At 63.8% G+C, this 18,427-nt stretch carries 17 protein-coding genes; 13 read left to right on the top strand and 4 right to left on the bottom strand.

The window, feature by feature from the left end; translation table 11 throughout:
* The first annotated feature begins 18 nt into the window (after positions 1 to 18).
* The 12 genes from mtgA (at position 19) to pyrF (ending at position 13,180) form a co-directional block, all read left to right on the top strand.
* The gene (gene mtgA, locus OH764_RS14740) at positions 19 to 741 is read left to right on the top strand and encodes a biosynthetic peptidoglycan transglycosylase (protein WP_498847284.1); all 723 of its coding nucleotides are present in this window, start codon (positions 19 to 21) and stop codon (positions 739 to 741) included.
* A 916-nt stretch (positions 742 to 1,657) separates the two neighbouring features.
* Positions 1,658 to 2,635 carry an IclR family transcriptional regulator gene (locus tag OH764_RS14735; protein WP_498847283.1) on the top strand — a complete coding sequence of 326 codons (978 nt, stop codon included), beginning with the start codon at positions 1,658 to 1,660 and terminating at the stop codon, positions 2,633 to 2,635.
* Positions 2,632 to 3,732, top strand: coding sequence for a 2-dehydro-3-deoxygalactonokinase (locus tag OH764_RS14730; RefSeq protein ID WP_498847282.1), 1,101 nt, complete (start codon positions 2,632 to 2,634; stop codon positions 3,730 to 3,732). Before OH764_RS14735 ends, OH764_RS14730 begins: the two co-directional genes overlap by 4 nt.
* A gap of 35 nt (positions 3,733 to 3,767) precedes the next feature.
* Positions 3,768 to 4,448, top strand: a complete 681-nt coding sequence (locus tag OH764_RS14725) for a 2-dehydro-3-deoxy-6-phosphogalactonate aldolase (RefSeq protein ID WP_498847281.1) — start codon at positions 3,768 to 3,770, stop codon at positions 4,446 to 4,448.
* Entirely contained in the window at positions 4,445 to 5,221 is a 777-nt protein-coding gene (locus OH764_RS14720) for an SDR family oxidoreductase (protein WP_498847280.1), read from the top strand. The genes OH764_RS14725 and OH764_RS14720 overlap by 4 nt, the downstream gene beginning before the upstream one ends.
* A gap of 186 nt (positions 5,222 to 5,407) precedes the next feature.
* Entirely contained in the window at positions 5,408 to 6,406 is a 999-nt protein-coding gene (locus tag OH764_RS14715; protein ID WP_020071279.1) for an arabinose ABC transporter substrate-binding protein, read from the top strand.
* Between the two features lie 156 nt (positions 6,407 to 6,562).
* Positions 6,563 to 8,101 carry an L-arabinose ABC transporter ATP-binding protein AraG gene (araG, locus tag OH764_RS14710; protein WP_027805132.1) on the top strand — a complete coding sequence of 513 codons (1,539 nt, stop codon included), beginning with the start codon at positions 6,563 to 6,565 and terminating at the stop codon, positions 8,099 to 8,101.
* Between the two features lie 53 nt (positions 8,102 to 8,154).
* Positions 8,155 to 9,171, top strand: a complete 1,017-nt coding sequence (araH, locus tag OH764_RS14705; protein ID WP_498847279.1) for an L-arabinose ABC transporter permease AraH — start codon at positions 8,155 to 8,157, stop codon at positions 9,169 to 9,171.
* Between the two features lie 38 nt (positions 9,172 to 9,209).
* On the top strand, positions 9,210 to 10,010 hold the full coding sequence (locus OH764_RS14700; RefSeq protein ID WP_498847278.1) for an SDR family NAD(P)-dependent oxidoreductase: 801 nt from the start codon (positions 9,210 to 9,212) through the stop codon (positions 10,008 to 10,010).
* Positions 10,007 to 10,930, top strand: a complete 924-nt coding sequence (locus OH764_RS14695; RefSeq protein ID WP_498847277.1) for an SMP-30/gluconolactonase/LRE family protein — start codon at positions 10,007 to 10,009, stop codon at positions 10,928 to 10,930. The genes OH764_RS14700 and OH764_RS14695 overlap by 4 nt, the downstream gene beginning before the upstream one ends.
* A 208-nt stretch (positions 10,931 to 11,138) precedes the next feature.
* Positions 11,139 to 12,209, top strand: coding sequence for an aldose 1-epimerase (locus tag OH764_RS14690; protein WP_027779677.1), 1,071 nt, complete (start codon positions 11,139 to 11,141; stop codon positions 12,207 to 12,209).
* 155 nt (positions 12,210 to 12,364) lie between these two features.
* Positions 12,365 to 13,180: an orotidine-5'-phosphate decarboxylase gene (gene pyrF / locus OH764_RS14685; protein ID WP_408174643.1), complete on the top strand. Its 816-nt coding sequence runs from the start codon at positions 12,365 to 12,367 to the stop codon at positions 13,178 to 13,180.
* A 31-nt stretch (positions 13,181 to 13,211) separates the two neighbouring features.
* Here pyrF and OH764_RS14680 read toward each other — a convergent pair whose 3' ends face one another.
* The 4 genes from OH764_RS14680 to thiL are packed head-to-tail and all read right to left on the bottom strand — an operon-like array spanning position 13,212 to position 15,825.
* Positions 13,212 to 13,727 carry a cupin domain-containing protein gene (locus tag OH764_RS14680; RefSeq protein ID WP_498847276.1) on the bottom strand — a complete coding sequence of 172 codons (516 nt, stop codon included), beginning with the start codon at positions 13,725 to 13,727 and terminating at the stop codon, positions 13,212 to 13,214.
* Positions 13,728 to 13,750: 23 nt separating this feature from the next.
* A complete protein-coding gene (locus OH764_RS14675; protein ID WP_088175741.1) occupies positions 13,751 to 14,251 on the bottom strand; it encodes a CinA family protein in 501 nt (166 codons plus the stop codon).
* A gap of 28 nt (positions 14,252 to 14,279) precedes the next feature.
* Positions 14,280 to 14,837, bottom strand: a complete 558-nt coding sequence (locus OH764_RS14670) for a phosphatidylglycerophosphatase A family protein (protein WP_498847275.1) — start codon at positions 14,835 to 14,837, stop codon at positions 14,280 to 14,282.
* On the bottom strand, positions 14,827 to 15,825 hold the full coding sequence (gene thiL, locus OH764_RS14665) for a thiamine-monophosphate kinase (RefSeq protein ID WP_498847274.1): 999 nt from the start codon (positions 15,823 to 15,825) through the stop codon (positions 14,827 to 14,829). The genes OH764_RS14670 and thiL overlap by 11 nt, the downstream gene beginning before the upstream one ends.
* 96 nt (positions 15,826 to 15,921) lie before the next feature.
* Here thiL and OH764_RS14660 point away from each other — a divergent pair, with 96 nt between their 5' ends.
* A complete protein-coding gene (locus OH764_RS14660; protein ID WP_498847273.1) occupies positions 15,922 to 18,261 on the top strand; it encodes an NADP-dependent malic enzyme in 2,340 nt (779 codons plus the stop codon).
* Positions 18,262 to 18,427 lie beyond the last annotated feature (166 nt).

Below are 18,427 nucleotides of genomic sequence, written 5' to 3'. Positions count from 1 at the left end.
TCGAGGACCGACTCTACGATGACAGCCACGCGACGCACGAACCGGCCAGGTCCGGCGCGATGGATCGCTTATCTTGTCGCAGTGCTCGTCTTTGCGTGGCTCTCGACGCAGGTGTTCTACTTCGCGCAGATTGCGGTGTGGAACTATGTCAATCCGCGTTCGACGGCTTACATGCGCTCCGACGCGTGGCGCTTGTCGCAGGAAAAGCCTGGTCTTTCGATGCAGCACACGTGGGTGCCGTACGACCAGATTTCGCGCAACCTGAAGCGGGCGATCATTGCGTCCGAAGATGCGAACTTCGTCAACAACAACGGCTACGAAACCGATGCGATCCTGCAGGCGTGGGAGCGCAACAAGGCGAAGGGCAAAATCGTTCGAGGCGGCTCGACGATCACGCAGCAACTCGCCCGCAATCTCTTCTTGTCGCGCGAGAAGAGTTACATACGTAAAGCGCAGGAGCTGATCATCACGTGGATGCTGGACACCTTGATGAACAAGGAGCGCATCTTCGAGATTTACCTGAATTCCGTTGAGTGGGCCAATGGCGTTTATGGCGCCGAGGCGGCGGCGCGTTATTACTACAAGACGCCGGCGAGCGGGTTGACAGCGGCGCAGTCGGCGCGGCTCGCGGTCATGCTGCAGCAGCCGAAGTATTACGACGAGCATCGCGGGTCCGCGTATCTGGCGCAGAGGTCCAGGGTGATTGCCCGAAGGATGGGGGCGGCTGAGTTGCCCGAGTAGGTTTTTGTTTGCGGTGTTTTGTTTCTGAACCCGTTGGCCTTTCCTTGAATTCGCGGTGGTCTGCTGGTGTTGCCCCTGTGCGGGGCGGCACTTACTTTCTTTGCATGCCGCAAAGAAAGTAAGCAAAGAAAGCGGCTTCAAACCGCCAGCTTATAAGTGGGTCCCCTGGCTTGGAGGGGGCAGTGGTGCATCTGGAGTCCGTGCCCTCGCGCACTCCGCCCCCGTGACAAGGCAGTCATTCTTCCGGCGACGCTTCGCGCGCCGCAGCGGTCGTTCTTAGAACCGCTGCCGTTCAAACTTCTTTTCCCGTTTCCCATCGCCGTCTGTCTCGCCACGACGCTGCCTGCGCTCGGCGACGGCGCCAATCGCGAGCCGTTGGTGCTAAGCGGACCTATCCGGCGAGCACGCAGTGCGAGGCGGGAGGTATGACTGCCTTGTCGCCGAGGCGGAGTGTGCGAGAGCACGGATTCCAGATGCACCACTGCCCCCTCCGAGCCAGGGGACCCGCTTACGAGCTAGCGGTGTGAGCCGCTTTCTTTGCTTACTTTCTTTGCGGCATGCAAAGAAAGTAAGTGCCGCCCCGCACAGGGGCAACGCCAATAGACCGCCGCGAAATCAAGGAAAGGCCAAAGGTCCTCAACACCAGACCCACCAACACCCCACAAGCCCGCGGCAACAACAAATCCCATTATCTGACCACACAAATCACATATTGGAGCTTTCTCAAAAACCCCCCTACAATCCACTCCATCAGCAGGAACCAAAATTCTGCGACAGCAAAAAAACCGGAGACAAGCCAAACCATGCCTACCAAAGCCCTCAGGCAGCACCCCCGCGCCCACGCCGCCGCGCACACCCAAGGCCCGCTCTCCGGCCCCGCGCTGTAAGCGCAGAAACCACCGACAAGCGAATCGCCATGAACAAAGCGATGCCCAACCACGCCGAAAGCGCAGCCGAAGCCGAACTGGCGCCACACGCCGACCATGACGCGTCTAGCGCCACGCCGCGCACGGCGCCCGCAACCAATGCGCCACGCGCCACGCCTCAGCCTGCCGTTGTGAACGGAATTGCGTTGCCGAGTACGCTGCTCGACATCACGCCGCAACAGGCCGGCACGCAGACGCTTCTGCGCGGCCTCGCGATTCTCGAAGCGGCTGCCGCCGGCGTGCGCGATCTCCGTACCTTCGGGGCCGCGCTCGGCACGACGCGCAGCACCACGCATCGGCTGGTCAGCAGCCTCGTGCAGGCGCGCTACCTGCGTCAGGTGCAAGGCGGTTATTTGCTCGGCCCCAAGCTGATCGAACTGGGCACCATCGCGCTCGAACAGATGCCGCTCACCGCGGTCGCTCGCCCGCATCTCGAATCGCTCGCGGAACAGACGCTCGACACGATTCACCTCGGCGTGCGCGATGGCGACGACGTGCTCTACATCGACAAGATTCCCGGCACGCGCGGACTCGAAATGCGTTCACGCGTCGGTCACCGGATGCCGCTGGCGTCGACCGGAATCGGCAAGGCTATGATGCTCGATCTCACGCCGGAGCACTGGCAGTCGCTGTTCGACGCATCGCGACGCGCGCTTGCCAGCGTTACCTTCAAGCCCGACAACCGTCCCGACGCGCAGACTTTCATGCAGCGCATGACGAACTACGCCGCCGGCGGCTACACGTTCGACCTCGAGGAAAACGAAGCGTCGATTCGCTGCGTCGCGGCTCCGGTGCGCGATGCGTCGGGCGCGGTTGTCGCGGCGCTGTCGGTGGCCAGCACGATTCCTTATATGTCGCTGGAGCGCATGGACGAACTGATTCCGGTCGTGCAGCGCGAAGCGCGCGCGATCTCCGAAGAACTCGGCTGGCGAGCCCCGCAACCCACAACCCGCAGGATCAAGCGATGAAACACGCGGGTTCTCCCACGCCGTCGGACGCGCAAGTCGCGGTCGGCGCCGCCGCGGCCAGCGCACCAGCGAACGCCGAAACTAACGCAGAAGCGAATGCCGAAGCGAACAGTCACGCGGCGCTGATTGCGCTCGACTGGGGCACGACGTCGCTGCGCGCGTATCTGTACGACGCGTCCGGCAACGTGCTGGCGACGCGCGCATCGACGGCCGGCATCATGAACCTGCCGCGCAGCGCGGAGCAGGGCGGTTTCGACGCCGCATTCGAGGACGCCTGCGGCGCCTGGCTCAAGGCCACGCCCGGCGCACCCGTCATTGCTGCGGGCATGGTCGGCAGCGCGCAAGGCTGGCTCGAAGCGCCCTACGTCGATGCGCCCGCGAATGCGGATGCGCTCGCGGCGGGCATCGTCCGCGTGAAGGCGGCTTGCGGCGCGACGCTGCATATCATCCCCGGCGTGCTGCAACGCGGTGAGTTGCCCAACGTGATGCGCGGCGAAGAAACGCAGATCTTCGGCGCATTAAGCGAGGATTCCCGCGACGCGGACAGCAGCAAGCGCGCGCTGATCGGCTTGCCCGGCACGCACGCGAAGTGGGCGGTGGTGCAGGCCGGGCGTATCGAACGTTTTCATACGTTCATGACGGGCGAAGTATTCGGCGCATTGCGCGAGCACACGATTCTCGGCCGCACGATGGTCACGCCCGACCGTCCGGATTCCGAAGCGTTTCTGCGCGGCGTGAACATCGCGCGCGACAAGGGACAGGCGGGCGTGCTGGCGACGGTCTTCAGCTCGCGCACGCTCGGTCTCACAGGACAACTTTCGCGCGAGCAGCAGCCGGACTATCTATCGGGTCTGCTGATCGGGCATGAACTGGCCGGCCTCGAAACCGTGCTGAAGCAGCAGCAAAGCTCGCTTGCGGGACAGAGCCTGCGCCTGATCGGCAACGAAGCGTTGTGCGAACGTTATCGAGTCGCGCTCGCACAGTTCGGCTGCACGCAGGCCGAACTCGTCAAGCAGGCGACCGAGCGCGGCCTGTGGCGCCTCGCGTCGCAGGCGGGGCTCGTCAACCCGGCCGCCCATGCAGCGCAGGCCGGTTAGTCAGCGCGCCGCCATCCACGAAACAAGGAACCGACATGCAACCTCACATCAATCTGCCCGCTCCGTATATGCCGCACGCGGGTTTGATCGCCGCGTTCGAGGCATGTCCGCTGATCGCGATCATGCGCGGCGTGACGCCCGCCGATGCGGCGGAGCACGGACAGGCGCTGTACGAAGCCGGCTTTCGCATCGTCGAAGTGCCGCTGAATTCGCCGCAGCCGTTCGACAGCATTGCGGCTATCCGCAAGGCGCTACCCGCCGATGCGATCGTCGGTGCGGGCACGGTGTTGCATCCGAGTTTTGTCAACGACGTGAAGTCGGCCGGCGGTGAACTGATCGTGATGCCGCACAGCGATCCGGACGTCATCGTCGCCGCCAAAGCGCAAGGCATGGCCTGCGCGCCCGGTGTCGCCACGCCGACTGAAGCGTTCATCGCGCTAAAAAACGGCGCGGACGTATTGAAGATGTTCCCGGCCGAACAACTCGGCTGCCAGGTGGTGAAGGCCTGGCGCGCGGTGATCGCGGCGCAGGTGCCGCTCGTACCGGTCGGTGGCATCGCACCTGACAACATGGGACCGTTTCTGAGCGCCGGAGCGAACGGCTTCGGTCTCGGCTCTGCGCTCTATAAGCCGGGCCAGAGCGCGGCGGTGACGGCTTCGCACGCGAAGGCCTTTATCAACGGATTGCGCGTTGCGCGCGCAGGTGTGAAGAAATGACACGCCTGGCGGGCAAAGTCGCATTAGTCACCGGCGCGGGGCGCGGCATCGGCGCGGCGATTGCCCTTGCGTTTGCGCGCGAAGGCGCAGCGGTGGCGCTTGCCGAACTCGACATCGACACGGCGCGGGAGACGGCGCAGCAGATCAGTTCGGAAACCGGGGCGCGCGTGTTGGCTGTGCATACGGACGTCACGCAATCGGCTTCGGTCCAGCACGCGGTGAGCGAAGCGGAAAAAACGCTCGGGCCGCTCGACGTGCTGGTGAACAACGCGGGCATCAACGTGTTTTGCGACCCGCTGACCATGACCGACGACGACTGGCGCCGCTGCTTCGCGGTCGATCTCGACGGCGTCTGGAACGGCTGCCGCGCGGTATTGCCGGGTATGGTCGAACGCGGCGCGGGCAGCATCCTGAACATCGCGTCGACGCATGCGTTCAAGATCATTCCCGGTTGTTTTCCGTACCCGGTCGCGAAGCACGGCGTGATTGGCCTCACGCGCGCGCTCGGCATCGAGTACGCGCCGCGCAACGTGCGCGTCAACGCAATCGCGCCGGGCTACATCGAAACCCAGTTGACGCATGACTGGTGGGACGAACAGCCGGACCCGGCCGCCGCGCGGCAGGCGACGATGGATTTGCAGCCGATGAAACGCATCGGCCGCCCGGAAGAAGTAGCGATGACGGCGGTATTTCTCGCATCGGATGAAGCGCCGTTCATCAACGCTACGTGTATCACCGTCGACGGCGGCCGCTCCGTGCTTTATCACGATTGAGCCGGCGACCGGGCAGCAACCGGCCAGAAAAGCGGGCAGTAGAGCAAAAAAGAAACGCCGTACAAAGCGAACCAGAAAAACGTAGCACCGTTTCACCGGACGACGCGCTGGCCGCGTGTGTCACAACCGGTACAAGAAGACGCGGCCGATACCTTCTCGTTATCAATTAGTCAGGAGACACGCAACATGAAACGTAGAATTTTCCTCACGCTGGCAGCAGCGGCGGCGGGTGTGGTCTTCAACGCGCCGGTCGCGCAAGCCGCCGATCCGGTCAAGATCGGTTTCCTCGTCAAGCAGCCGGAAGAACCGTGGTTCCAGGACGAATGGAAGTTCGCCGAAATTGCCGCCAAGGAAAAGGGCTTCACGCTGGTGAAGATCGGCGCGCCGTCGGGCGAAAAGGTGATGAGCGCGATCGACAACCTGTCGGCGCAAAAGGCGCAAGGCTTCGTGATCTGCACGCCTGACGTGAAGCTCGGACCGGGCATCGTCGCCAAAGCGAAAGCCGACGGCCTGAAGATGATGACGGTGGACGACCGCCTGGTCGACGGCGCGGGCAAGCCGATCGCGTCGGTGCCGCACATGGGCATCTCGGCGTACAACATTGGCAAGCAGGTCGGCGACGGTCTGGCCGCAGAAATCAAGAAGCGCGGCTGGGACATGAAGGACGTGGGCGCGATCGACGTGACCTACGAACAACTCCCGACCGCGCATGACCGCACGAGCGGCGCAACCGACGCGCTGCTCGCCGCCGGCTTCCCGAAAGCGAACGTGATCGCCGCGCCGCAAGCGAAGACCGACACGGAAAACGCGTTCAACGCCGCCAACATCGCGCTGACGAAGAACCCGCAGTTCAAGCACTGGGTCGCGTATGCGCTGAACGACGAAGGCGTGCTCGGCGCGGTGCGCGCAGCGGAAGGGCGCGGCTTCAAGGCCGACAACATGATCGGCATCGGCATCGGCGGTTCGGATTCGGCCTTGAACGAGTTCAAGAAGCCGAACCCGACGGGCTTCTTCGGCACGGTCATCATCAGCCCGAAGCGCCACGGCGAGGAAACCGCGACGCTGATGTACGACTGGATCACGCAAGGCAAGGCGCCGCCCCCGCTCACGCTGACGACCGGCATGCTGGCCACGCGTGAGAACGTCGGCGAAGTGCGCGAGAAGATGGGGCTTGCTTCGAAGTAACGCGCGCTGCAATGAAGGATTGCCGGCGCGTCGCCTACGGTGCGCGCGCCGGCAACTGAAACGGAACATGAGCAACAGGACATAGGCCATGCGTTGCAGGTGTCGAACTACGATGCCCAGCGAGGCGCGGCCGAGATGAAACAGCGAGGAGGCGAAGTGTCAGCGACGCTACGTTTTGACAATATCGGCAAAGTCTTTCCAGGCGTGCGCGCGCTCGACGGTGTGTCCTTCGACGTCAACGTCGGCCAGGTGCACGGCCTGATGGGCGAAAACGGCGCAGGGAAATCGACCCTGCTGAAGATACTCGGTGGTGAATATCAGCCAGACTCGGGCCGCGTGATGATCGACGGAAAAGAAGTGCGCTTTACGAGCGCGGCTTCGTCGATCGCGGCGGGTATCGCGGTGATTCACCAGGAATTGCAGTACGTGCCCGATCTGACCGTCGCGGAAAACCTGCTGCTAGGCCAGTTGCCGAATTCGTTCGGCTGGGTCAACAAGCGCGATGCGAAGCGCTTCGTGCGCGAGCGTCTCGAAGCAATGGGCGTCGCGCTGGACCCGAACGCGAAGCTGCGCAAGCTCTCCATCGCGCAACGGCAGATGGTGGAAATCTGCAAGGCATTGCTGCGCAACGCTCGCGTGATCGCGCTCGACGAACCGACCAGTTCGCTGTCGCATCGCGAAACCGAAGTGCTGTTCAAGCTGGTGCGCGATCTGCGCGCCGACAACCGCGCGATGATCTACATCTCGCATCGCATGGACGAAATTTACGAACTCTGCGACGCGTGCACGATTTTCCGTGACGGTCGCAAGATCGCTTCGCATCCGACGCTCGAAGGCGTGTCGCGCGACACCATCGTCAGCGAAATGGTCGGGCGTGAGATCTCGGACATTTACAACTATTCGGAGCGGCCGCTCGGCGAAGTGCGCTTCGCGGCGAAGGCGATCGAAGGCCATGCGCTCTCGCAGCCGGCCAGCTTCGAAGTGCGGCGCGGCGAAATTGTCGGCTTCTTTGGCCTCGTGGGCGCAGGCCGCAGCGAACTGATGCATCTCGTCTACGGCACGGAGCATAAGAAGGGCGGCGAACTGGTGCTCGACGGCAAGACGATTCGAGTGAAAAGCGCCGGTGAAGCGATTCGCCACGGCATCGTACTGTGTCCGGAAGATCGCAAGGAAGAAGGCATTGTCGCGATGGCGACGGTGTCGGAGAACATCAACATCAGCTGCCGCCGTCACTATCTGCGCGCGGGCGTCTTCCTTGATCGCAAGAAAGAAGCGGAAACCGCGGACCGCTTCATCAAGCTGCTGAAGATCAAGACGCCGAGCCGCCGCCAGAAGATCCGCTTTCTTTCGGGCGGCAATCAGCAGAAGGCGATTCTGTCGCGCTGGCTCGCCGAACCCGATCTGAAGGTCGTGATTCTGGACGAACCGACTCGCGGCATCGACGTGGGCGCGAAGCACGAAATCTATAACGTGATTTACCAGCTTGCCGAACGCGGCTGCGCGATCGTGATGATTTCGTCGGAACTGCCCGAAGTGCTGGGCGTGTCCGACCGCATCGTCGTGATGCGCCAGGGCCGCATTGCCGGCGAACTGTCGCGCAAGGATGCAACGGAACAAGCGGTGTTGAGCCTCGCGTTGCCGCAAAGCTCGACCGCACTGCCCGCAACCGGAACTGCCGCTCAACAGGCGGCCTGAACATCATTGGACGAAAGTCCGGCAACCCGTGGGGAACGGGAGGAGTCTTCATCATGCAAGCTAGAGAAAACCTCACGCAACAGGCCGCCAAGAGCGCGGCTGAGGCGCTGATCCCGCAGACGAGCGACAAGGCGAAGTGGTGGCAGCAAATCACCGAGTACAGCCTGATCCTGATCTTCGTGGTGATGTTCGTGACGATGTCGCTGACCGTAGACCACTTCTTCTCGATCGAGAACATGCTCGGCCTCGCGCTGTCCATTTCGCAGATCGGCATGGTCGCGTGCACGATGATGTTCTGTCTCGCGTCGCGAGATTTCGACTTGTCGATCGGATCGACCGTCGCGTTTGCTGGCGTGTTGTGCGCGATGGTGCTCAACGCGACCGACAATACGTTCATCGCGATCGTTGCCGCAGTGGCGGCCGGCGCGGTGATCGGCTTCGTCAACGGCGCGGTGATCGCGTATCTGCGCATCAACGCACTGATCACCACGCTCGCAACGATGGAAATCGTGCGCGGCCTCGGCTTTATCGTGTCGCACGGTCAGGCGGTGGGTGTGTCGTCGGATACGTTCATTGCGCTGGGCGGCTTGAGCTTCTTCGGCGTGTCGCTGCCGATCTGGGTCACGCTGCTGTGCTTCATCGTGTTCGGCGTGATGCTGAATCAGACCGTGTACGGCCGCAATACGCTTGCGATCGGCGGCAATCCGGAAGCGTCGCGGCTCGCAGGTATCAACGTCGAGCGCACACGCGTGTACATCTTCCTGATTCAGGGCGCCGTCACCGCGCTCGCAGGTGTAATCCTAGCGTCGCGGATCACGTCGGGACAGCCGAATGCCGCGCAAGGCTTCGAACTGAACGTGATTTCGGCGTGCGTGCTCGGCGGCGTGTCGCTGCTCGGCGGACGTGCGACGATCTCCGGCGTCGTGATCGGCGTGCTGATCATGGGCACCGTCGAGAACGTGATGAACCTGATGAACATCGACGCGTTCTATCAGTACCTCGTGCGTGGCGCGATCCTGCTCGCAGCCGTGCTGCTCGACCAGTTGAAGAACCGCGGTTCGCGCGACTAATCCCGGCTTAATCATCTCGCTCTAAAAGGAATCGAACGATGTCGTCTCCGGCCAATGCAAACGAGCGTCTCGCGAACAGCGCATTCGCGCGCTACCCTAGTCTTGTCGACCGCACGGTGTTGATTACGGGCGGCGCGACCGGTATCGGCGCATCGTTTGTCGAGCATTTCGCGGCGCAGGGCGCGCGCGTTGCGTTCTTCGATATCGACGCAACCGCGGGCGAAGCGCTGGCGGACGAACTCGGCGACTCGAAGCATAAGCCGCTTTTCCTGCCCTGCGATCTGACCGACGTCGACGCGCTGCAAAAAGCGATCGCCGACGTGAAAGCTGCCCTCGGCCCGATCCAGGCGCTCGTGAATAATGCAGCGAACGACAAGCGTCACACGATCGGCGAAGTCACGCGCGAATCTTTCGACGCTGGCATCGCGGTGAACATCCGTCACCAGTTCTTTGCCGCGCAGGCGGTGATGGAAGACATGAAAGCCGCGAACAGCGGTTCGATCATCAATCTCGGCTCGATTAGCTGGATGTTGAAGAACGGCGGTTATCCGGTGTACGTGATGTCGAAATCGGCGGTGCAGGGTTTGACCCGCGGTCTTGCACGCGACCTGGGGCACTTCAACATTCGCGTGAACACGCTGGTGCCGGGCTGGGTGATGACGGAAAAGCAGAAGCGCCTGTGGCTCGACGATGCCGGTCGCCGCGCGATCAAGGAAGGGCAGTGCATCTACGCAGAACTCATGCCGGACGACCTCGCCCGTATGGCGCTTTTCCTCGCCGCCGACGACAGCAGAATGATCACTGCGCAGGACATCGTCGTGGACGGAGGCTGGGCATGACGGCAAGCGCGCGCCCGCACGCCGGTGCGCAATTTACAAAAAGCGCGGCGCTGCTGCTCGACACCAAGTGCACGTTGGGCGAAGGCGCGACATGGTGCGCGAGAACCGGCCGCTTCTACTGGACGGATATCGAAGGTGCGCGTTTGTGGCGCTACGACCCGAGCGACGGCCGCAGCACTTTCTGGCCGATGCCCGAACGTCTCGCCACCTTTGCGCTGTGTGCCGATCCGCATTACCTGTTGCTCGGCCTTGCCTCGCAGCTCGCCTTCTTCGACATTGCGACGGGACAGACGCGGCACATCGTCGATGTGGAAGCGGGTATGAATACGAGGGTGAACGACGGCCGCTGTGATCGTCAGGGGCGTTTTGTGTTCGGCACGAAAGACGAAGGTTCGCCGTTGCAGGCGATCGGCGGGTTCTACCGGCTCAATCACGACCTGTCGCTGGAGCGTCTGCCGCTGCCCGCGCCGGCCATTTCCAACAGCGTCGCGTTCAGTCCCGACGGCGCGACGATGTATTACTGCGACTCGCCCACACGTGAGATCCGCGCGTGCGACTATCGTGCGGACGGCGGCGTTGCCAACGACCGGCTTTTCGTGCGCCTCGCAGACGCCACTGGCGAACCCGACGGCTCGACTGTCGATCGCGACGGCGGCTTGTGGAACGCGCAGTGGGGTGGCAGACGCGTCGTGCGTTACGGCGCGGACGGCGTCGAAACGGAGCGCGTGGAAGTGCCCACGGCGCAGCCGAGTTGCGTTGCGCTCGGCGGCGCGCAACTGGGCACGCTGTACATCACGAGTGCGCGCGTCGGTCTCGACGCAGCGGCGCTTGCCGGCGATTCGCGGGCGGGCGGCGTGTTCGTCGCGACACCTGCGCGGCGCGGTTTGCCGGAGCCGGTGTTCCAGGGCGCGCCAGCGTAGCGCAGAATGACGCTGCTTCGCGGTTGATTCAGTAACGAAAACGCGCGGCTGCAGTGACGAGCCGTGCTTGACAGCAACCAGCAACAACCGAGCATTCCGCGCAACACGGCAGCAAGCAGTTCGGACCAGAGGCGACCTGTTCAAGAAAATCGCCCGACAGCACCCGTCAGCCACGACGGCAACGTCCCAGCCTCTCGAAGGAGCAGATATGACTGTTGCGAATCCTGTTTCCGCCTCGTCCCAAACATCACAAAGCGCTCAGAGCCGGCGCTCGCGACTCGCGGCGGCGGCCAATCCGGTGTTGCCGGGGCCGAGCACGTCGGCGGTAGCGGTCGGTGAGACCTCGGCCGGCGACGTCGCGTGCATTACGCTCGCCAATGCACATTTGCGTCTCGACGTTGCGCCGACGCTGGGTGGCGGAATCACGCGCTTCGACTGGCGCGACGACGGCGCGCTCACGCCGATTTTTCGTCGCTGCCGCCATGTCGCCGCCGACACGCAACCGAACGAACTCGCCTGTTATCCGCTGCTGCCCTATTCGAACCGTATCGGCGGCGGGCATTTCAATTTCGCTGGGCGGCGTGTCGACGTGGCGTGCAATCGCGCGGACGAGCCGTTTCCGATTCACGGCGACGGCTGGCAGTCGGCGTGGCATGTCGTCGATTCAGACCGGGAGAACGTGCGGCTCACGCTCGATCGCCGTGACGGCAAGCCCTACGCGTTTCGCGCGGCGCAGACCTACAAGCTGGACGGCCCGTCGCTCGTCATCACGCTCGAAATCGAGAACGCGGGCCGCGAGGCGTTGCCTTTCGGGCTCGGCGTGCATCCGTTTTTCGTGCGCGACGCCGACACGGAACTGTCGGCTGCGGCAGGCGGTCTATGGCTCGCCGGCGATGACTGGCTGCCGGTCCGCCACGTTCAGGCGCCGCCGGCGTGGCAGTTCGGCGTCGCTTATCCGCTGCCGGAAACCATCGTCAATCATGCATTCACTGGGTGGAGCGGGCAGGCGGCCGTGGTGTGGCCCAAGCGCCGGCTGTCGCTGAACATTGCCGCCGACACCGATTACTACGTGCTGTACACGCCTCCTGGCGAGGATTTCTTCTGCTTCGAGCCCGTCGATCATCCGATCAACGCGATGAATCTTGCCGGCGGCGCATGCGAAAACGGCATGACGCTGCTTGGGTGTGGCGAGCAACTCGTGCGGACGTTCCGCTTTACCGTTGAACGTACCGGTTTGCGTTCGATGCCGGGCGCGCGAGGATCGCGGCGTCGGCAGTAGAGCGCGGTCTGGTGACTCGCGGCGCCTCGAAGGGCTCGCGCTGAACGGAGTCAGAAGAGTGAAGCGAGTGAAGCGAAGGGAGCCGCGCCGCCCGCCCACGCCGGACAGGTAAAATACGCGCCTCTTCCGACTACCGGCTCGCCGCGAGACTCACCATGTCCAACTTCATCCAGACACTCAACGACGCGTGGCAGCGCACGAACTCGCTGCTGTGCGTCGGCCTCGATCCGGAGCCCAGCAAGTTTCCGGGCGCGCTTGCCGGCCGCGCTGACGCGATCTTCGACTTCTGCCGCGAGATCGTCGACGCGACTGCACCGTATGCGTCGTCGTTCAAGCCGCAAATCGCCTATTTCGCGGCGCATCGCGCGGAAGACCAGCTTGAGCAGCTGATCGCGCACATCCACGCACATCATCCGGGCTTGCCGGTCATTCTCGACGCGAAGCGCGGCGACATTGGCAGCACTGCGGAGCAATACGCGCGGGAGGCGTTCGAACGCTATCAAGCGGACGCGGTGACGGTGAATCCGTACATGGGCTTCGATTCGATCGAGCCGTATTTGCAGCATGAAGGCAAAGGCGTGATCGTACTGTGCCGCACGTCGAACGCGGGCGGCTCTGACCTGCAATTCCTGGAAACGGGGGGGCGTCCGCTGTATCAAGTCGTCGCGCAACTGGCGGCGGAAAAGTGGAATGCGAGCGGCCAGCTGGCTCTGGTGGTCGGCGCGACTTTCCCGAAGGAAATCGAAGCGGTGCGCGGAATTGTCGGCGATATGCCGCTACTGATTCCGGGCATCGGCGCGCAGGGCGGTGACGTGCAGGCGACCGTGAGCGCGGGCCGCACCGCCAACGGCACGGGCATGCTGATCAACTCCTCGCGCGCGATCATCTATGCAGGCAAGGGCGAGGATTTCGCTCAAGCGGCAGCGAAGGCCGCCATGGAGACGCGCGACCGGATCAACGCATTCCGTTGAATCACGTAGTGAGTTGGTGAAGGGGGCCGGCTTAGTCCGCGGCCGGCCCGAGCCGCTCGATGTGCGCGGCATGCTGCGGGTATTGCGCTTTCAACGCATCCACATCCGCAAGCTCGAATTCACTGAACTCGAAACCGGGCGCCACCGTGCAGCCCACGAGCGCGAACGTCGCCGGGTCTGCACATTCGGCGGCGAACCACAAACCGGCGGGCACCACCGCCTGGAACACGGTGTCGCGATGAGTCAACGCGTTGCCGAGCCGATGTGTAACGAGGACGCCGGACTCGTCCAGCACGTGGACATGCAGCGGTTCGCCTGCATAGAAATGCCAGACCTCGTCGGACTTGATCCGGTGCCACGCCGAATGCGCGCCGCCGCATAACAGGTAGTAGATCGCCGTCGACGCCGAACGCGTCTCGGCCGAGCCGCCCGCGCGGCTCACGCGCTCCGCCGACCGGTAGGTCTCGCTGAAAAATCCGCCTTCTGGATGCGGCTTCAGATCGAATCGGTGGATCAGTTCGTCTCTGGCTGCGTGCGAATCGCGCATCGGGTTCCCGCCTTCAATGAAACTCAATGTTCGCGTTCGTCGAGCAGCGCGAGCACGCCGCGCAGCGCGTGCGCCGCGGCCTGCACGCGAATCTGTTCGCGGTCGCCTTTGAAAATCTTCGTTTCGACCGATGTGTGCAGCCGGTTGCTCCAGCCGAACGACACCATGCCGACCGGCTTGGTCTCCGTGCCGCCGCCCGGGCCGGCGACGCCCGTGATCGACAACGAAACCTGGGCGCGGCTGTTGCGCAGCGCGCCTTCCGCCATCGCGCGCGCCACTTGCTCGCTGACCGCGCCGTACTTGTCGATCATGTCCGCGGGCACGCCGATCATTTCGCTCTTGGCCTGATTCGAATACGTGACGAAGCCGCGCTCGAACCAGCCGCTGCTGCCTGAGATGTCGGTGATCGCGGTCGCGACCATGCCGCCCGTGCACGACTCGGCGGTGACAAGCATCAGGCGCTCGTCGCGCAGGCGGTTGCTCACGCGGATCGCGAGCTGGTGAACGACGGAATCGGTAGGCATGGCGTCAATCCGGAACGGGGCGGAGCGGTTAAACGGACATGCGCCAGAGCGCAATCACGAGCAAGGTGAAAAACGCGGCAACGAGGTCGTCGAACATGATGCCGAAGCCGCCTTTCAGCCGGCGATCGAAATAGCTGATGGGCGGCGGCTTCACCATGTCGAAAAAGCGGAACACGATGAACGCCCAGAACTGGCCTGTCAGCGTGACTGGCGTGACCATCAGCAGCACGAGCCAGAAGGCGACGATTTCGTCCCACACGACCGGCGATGGGTCGTCAGTGCCGAGCTTCCTGGCGGTAAAGCCGCAAATCGCAATGCCGCCCACGAAGCCGACGACGATCAGCACGCCCCACTCGATCACGGTCAGATAGCGGCTGAACACGGCAAACGAGGCCCACGCGAACAACGTGCCGATCGTGCCGGGCGCGATCGGCGACAAGCCGCTGCCGAAACCAAGCGACAGAATGTGCAGCGGGTGCGACAACATGAAGCGCGCGGTCGCGCGGCGCGGCTGAGGGCGTTGCGGCTTGGGCGGCTGGCCGCCGACAAGATTGTCGGCGGGCGTGAGCGGGCGATCAGTCTGCATGAAAGTGGTCGAAGCCTTGCAACGTCAGGGAGAGCGGCGCGCCGGCAGAGTCGCGCCAGTCGATCGCCGGGCGGTCGTCCGCCGTTTGGAGAGCGCTTATTGTACCGATGCGCGTGACGGGCACGCCCGCCCTGTGGCCGGCGGCCTGAACGGCGTCGCGCGCGGCCGGCGGCGCGGTGAAGCACAACTCGTAGTCGTCGCCGCCCGCGAGCGTGCAGCGCCGCTGCGTTCCGAGCGGCAGCCTGCGCAGTGCGGACGAACGCGGCACCGCGTCGGCGTCGACGGTGGCCTGCATATTCGATCGATCGAGAATGTGCTTGAGGTCGCCGGCGAGCCCATCCGAAATATCCAGCGCCGCATGGGCGACGCCGCGCAACGCCAACCCGAGCGCGATGCGCGGCTCCGGGCGTTCGAGCGCGCGGCGAAACGCCGTGGCGTCGCCGGCATCGGCGGTCCACTCGCCGCGCTGGATGCCGAGGCCTGCACGCGCGTCGCCGAGCGTGCCCGACACCCAGATGTCGTCGCCCGCTCGAGCGGCGTCGCGGCGCAGTGCGGCTTGCGGCGGCACGCTGCCGAACACGGTGATGCACAGGTTCAGCGGGCCGCCGGTCGTATCGCCGCCGATCAGCGCACAGCCATGACGCTCGGCGAGCGCGAACAGTCCTTCGCTAAATGCGGCGAGCCACGTTTCATCGGCCTTGGGCAAGGAGAACGCGAGCGTGAACGCCTGCGGTTGCGCGCCCATCGCGGCGAGGTCCGACAGATTGACGGCGAGCGCCTTGTGTCCGAGCGCCTCCGGATCGACATCCGCGAAGAAGTGGCGGCCTTCCACCAGCATGTCTGTCGAAATCGCCAGCATTTCGCCCGCGGGTGGCGCGAGCAGCGCGCAGTCGTCGCCGATGCCTAGCGAACCGGTCGGGGCCGCCGACGCCTTGCCCGCCGCGCGGCGCGCAAAGAAACGTTCAATCAGCGAGAACTCTGAAAGCATTGTGAGGAAAAGTGAAGGGACGACCGCCTTTCGCTACGTTTCAGTCTCGGCAGTTGTACCCGTATTGAAGGAATCGAGCCGGCAATTGGGGCTACAATGCCGTCGAACATCTATTCTAATCCGCACTTCGAAGCCCGCCTTATGTCGACTCCCGTCAATAGCAAACTCCGCGAAGCCGCCCTCGATTACCACGAATTCCCGACCCCCGGGAAGATCGCGATCGCCCCCACCAAGCAGATGATCAACCAGCGCGATCTCGCGCTGGCGTACTCGCCAGGTGTCGCGTTCGCGTGTGAAGAAATCGTCGAGAACCCGCTGAATGCCGCGCGCTTCACGGCGCGCAGCAACCTGGTCGGCGTCGTGACGAACGGCACGGCGGTGCTCGGCCTGGGCAATATCGGCCCGCTCGCATCCAAGCCGGTCATGGAAGGTAAGGCGGTGCTGTTCAAAAAGTTCGCCGGCATCGACGTGTTCGATATCGAGTTGAACGAGTCCGATCCGCACAAGCTCGTCGACGTGATCGCGGCGCTCGAGCCGACGTTTGGCGGTATCAATCTCGAAGACATCAAGGCGCCGGACTGCTTCATCGTCGAGCGCGAATGTCGCAAGCGCATGAAGATTCCGGTCTTCCACGACGATCAGCACGGCACGGCGATTGTCGTCGCGGCGGCGATCACGAACGGTTTGAAGGTTGTCGGCAAGGACATCAAGGACGTCAAGCTGGTCTCCTCCGGCGCGGGCGCGGCGGCGCTGGCCTGTCTGGACCTGCTCGTCGATATCGGGCTGCCGCTCGAAAACATCACGGTCACCGATCTGGCCGGCGTGGTCTACAAGGGCCGCGTCGAACTGATGGACCCGGACAAGGAACGCTTCGCGCGTGACACCGAGGCCCGCACGCTCGCAGAGGCAATTGGCGGCGCGGACGTGTTCCTGGGCCTGTCGGCGGGCGGCGTGCTCAAGCAGGAGATGGTCAAGCAGATGGCGGAACGGCCGCTGATTCTGGCGCTTGCTAACCCGACGCCGGAAATCCTGCCGGAACTGGCGCTCGAAGTGCGTCCGGACGCCGTGCTGTGCACGGGCCGCACCGACTACCCGAACCAGGTGAACAACGTGCTGGTGTTCCCGTTCCTGTTCCGCGGCGCGCTGGACGCGGGCGCGACCACGGTCACGCGGGAAATGGAAATCGCCGCGGTCAATGCGATTGCCGAACTGGCGCGCCAGGAGCAGAGCGACATCGTCGCGACGGCTTACGGCATTCAGGACCTCTCGTTCGGTCCGGAATACCTGATTCCGAAGCCGTTCGACCCGCGTCTGATCGTCAAGGTCGCGCCGGCAGTGGCGAAGGCCGCGATGGATTCGGGTGTCGCCGAGCGTCCGATCGAGGACATGGATGCCTACGAGCAGCATCTGCAGCAGTTCGTGTATCACAGCGGCACGACGATGAAGCCGATCTTCCAGCTGGCGCGCGGCGTCGAGCCGGAGAAGAAGCGCATTGTGTTCGCGGAAGGCGAAGAAGAGCGCGTGTTGCGCGCCATGCAGATCATCGTCGACGAAAAGCTGGCTAAGCCGATCCTGATTGGCCGTCCGGCCGTGATCGAGCAGCGCATTGCGCGCTACGGTCTGCGTCTCGTCGCAGGTCAGGATTACACGGTCGTCAATACGGACCATGACGAGCGTTATCGCGACTTCTGGCAGGAGTATTACAAGATGATGTCCCGCAAGGGCATCACCGCGCAGATGGCCAAGCTCGAAATGCGCCGCCGCACCACGCTGATCGGCGCGATGCTGGTCAGAAAAGGCGAGGCGGACGGCATGATTTGCGGCACGATCAGCACGACGCACCGCCATCTGCACTTTATCGACCAGGTGATCGGCAAGCGCGAAGGTTGCGCCGTCTATGCCGCGATGAACGCGCTGGTGCTGCCGAATCGCCAGATTTTCCTGGTCGATACGCACGTGAACGTGGACCCGACGCCGGAGCAGCTGGCCGAGATCACGATCATGGCCGCCGAGGAAGTGCGCCGTTTCGGTATCGAGCCGAAGGTCGCGCTGGTGTCACACTCGAACTTCGGTTCGAGCAATGCGCCGACCGCCCAGAAAATGCGCGATACGCTCGCGATCCTGCAAGAACGCGCGCCCGAATTGCAGGTTGACGGCGAAATGCACGGCGACGTCGCGCTCGACGCCAATTTGCGCCGCGAAGTGCTGCCCGACTCGACGCTCGAAGGCGATGCCAACCTGCTGGTGCTGCCGAACATCGACGCCGCCAACATCTCGTACAACCTGCTGAAGACGGCGGCGGGCAACAACATCGCCATTGGCCCGATGCTGCTGGGCGCGGCGCAGCCGGTGCACGTGCTGACGGCCTCCGCGACGGTTCGACGCATCGTCAACATGACGGCGTTGCTGGTTGCGGATGTGATCGCGGCCCGTTGATGCTCCGTCCACGCTGACCGGCGCCGGCTTCCGCCGGCGTGGTTGGCGGAGAAGCTTGCCGGCGGCTCCTGCCGGCCTCGTCCAACGAAAAAAAAAGGCGTGCCCGCAATGGGCACGCCTTAGGGCGAACAGGGGATAGCCGCCCAAAACGGCAAACAACAGACTT

This window comes from Burkholderia sp. M6-3 (assembly GCF_050858985.1).
Lineage (GTDB): Bacteria > Pseudomonadota > Gammaproteobacteria > Burkholderiales > Burkholderiaceae > Paraburkholderia > Paraburkholderia caledonica.
The sequence above is the reverse complement of the archived record's forward strand: the minus strand, read 5'-3'. Positions and strand labels throughout refer to the sequence as shown.

Bases quoted from the DNA above. Each gene is read 5' to 3' on its own strand.
- mtgA (WP_498847284.1), top strand. From the start codon at position 19: ATGACAGCCACGCGACGCACGAACCGGCCAGGTCCGGCGCGATGGATC.
- OH764_RS14735 (WP_498847283.1), top strand. From the start codon at position 1,658: ATGAACAAAGCGATGCCCAACCACGCCGAAAGCGCAGCCGAAGCCGAA.
- OH764_RS14730 (WP_498847282.1), top strand. From the start codon at position 2,632: ATGAAACACGCGGGTTCTCCCACGCCGTCGGACGCGCAAGTCGCGGTC.
- OH764_RS14725 (WP_498847281.1), top strand. From the start codon at position 3,768: ATGCAACCTCACATCAATCTGCCCGCTCCGTATATGCCGCACGCGGGT.
- OH764_RS14720 (WP_498847280.1), top strand. From the start codon at position 4,445: ATGACACGCCTGGCGGGCAAAGTCGCATTAGTCACCGGCGCGGGGCGC.
- OH764_RS14715 (WP_020071279.1), top strand. From the start codon at position 5,408: ATGAAACGTAGAATTTTCCTCACGCTGGCAGCAGCGGCGGCGGGTGTG.
- araH (WP_498847279.1), top strand. From the start codon at position 8,155: ATGCAAGCTAGAGAAAACCTCACGCAACAGGCCGCCAAGAGCGCGGCT.
- OH764_RS14700 (WP_498847278.1), top strand. From the start codon at position 9,210: ATGTCGTCTCCGGCCAATGCAAACGAGCGTCTCGCGAACAGCGCATTC.
- OH764_RS14695 (WP_498847277.1), top strand. From the start codon at position 10,007: ATGACGGCAAGCGCGCGCCCGCACGCCGGTGCGCAATTTACAAAAAGC.
- OH764_RS14690 (WP_027779677.1), top strand. From the start codon at position 11,139: ATGACTGTTGCGAATCCTGTTTCCGCCTCGTCCCAAACATCACAAAGC.
- pyrF (WP_408174643.1), top strand. From the start codon at position 12,365: ATGTCCAACTTCATCCAGACACTCAACGACGCGTGGCAGCGCACGAAC.
- OH764_RS14680 (WP_498847276.1), bottom strand. From the start codon at position 13,727: ATGCGCGATTCGCACGCAGCCAGAGACGAACTGATCCACCGATTCGAT.
- OH764_RS14675 (WP_088175741.1), bottom strand. From the start codon at position 14,251: ATGCCTACCGATTCCGTCGTTCACCAGCTCGCGATCCGCGTGAGCAAC.
- OH764_RS14670 (WP_498847275.1), bottom strand. From the start codon at position 14,837: ATGCAGACTGATCGCCCGCTCACGCCCGCCGACAATCTTGTCGGCGGC.
- thiL (WP_498847274.1), bottom strand. From the start codon at position 15,825: ATGCTTTCAGAGTTCTCGCTGATTGAACGTTTCTTTGCGCGCCGCGCG.
- OH764_RS14660 (WP_498847273.1), top strand. From the start codon at position 15,922: ATGCCGTCGAACATCTATTCTAATCCGCACTTCGAAGCCCGCCTTATG.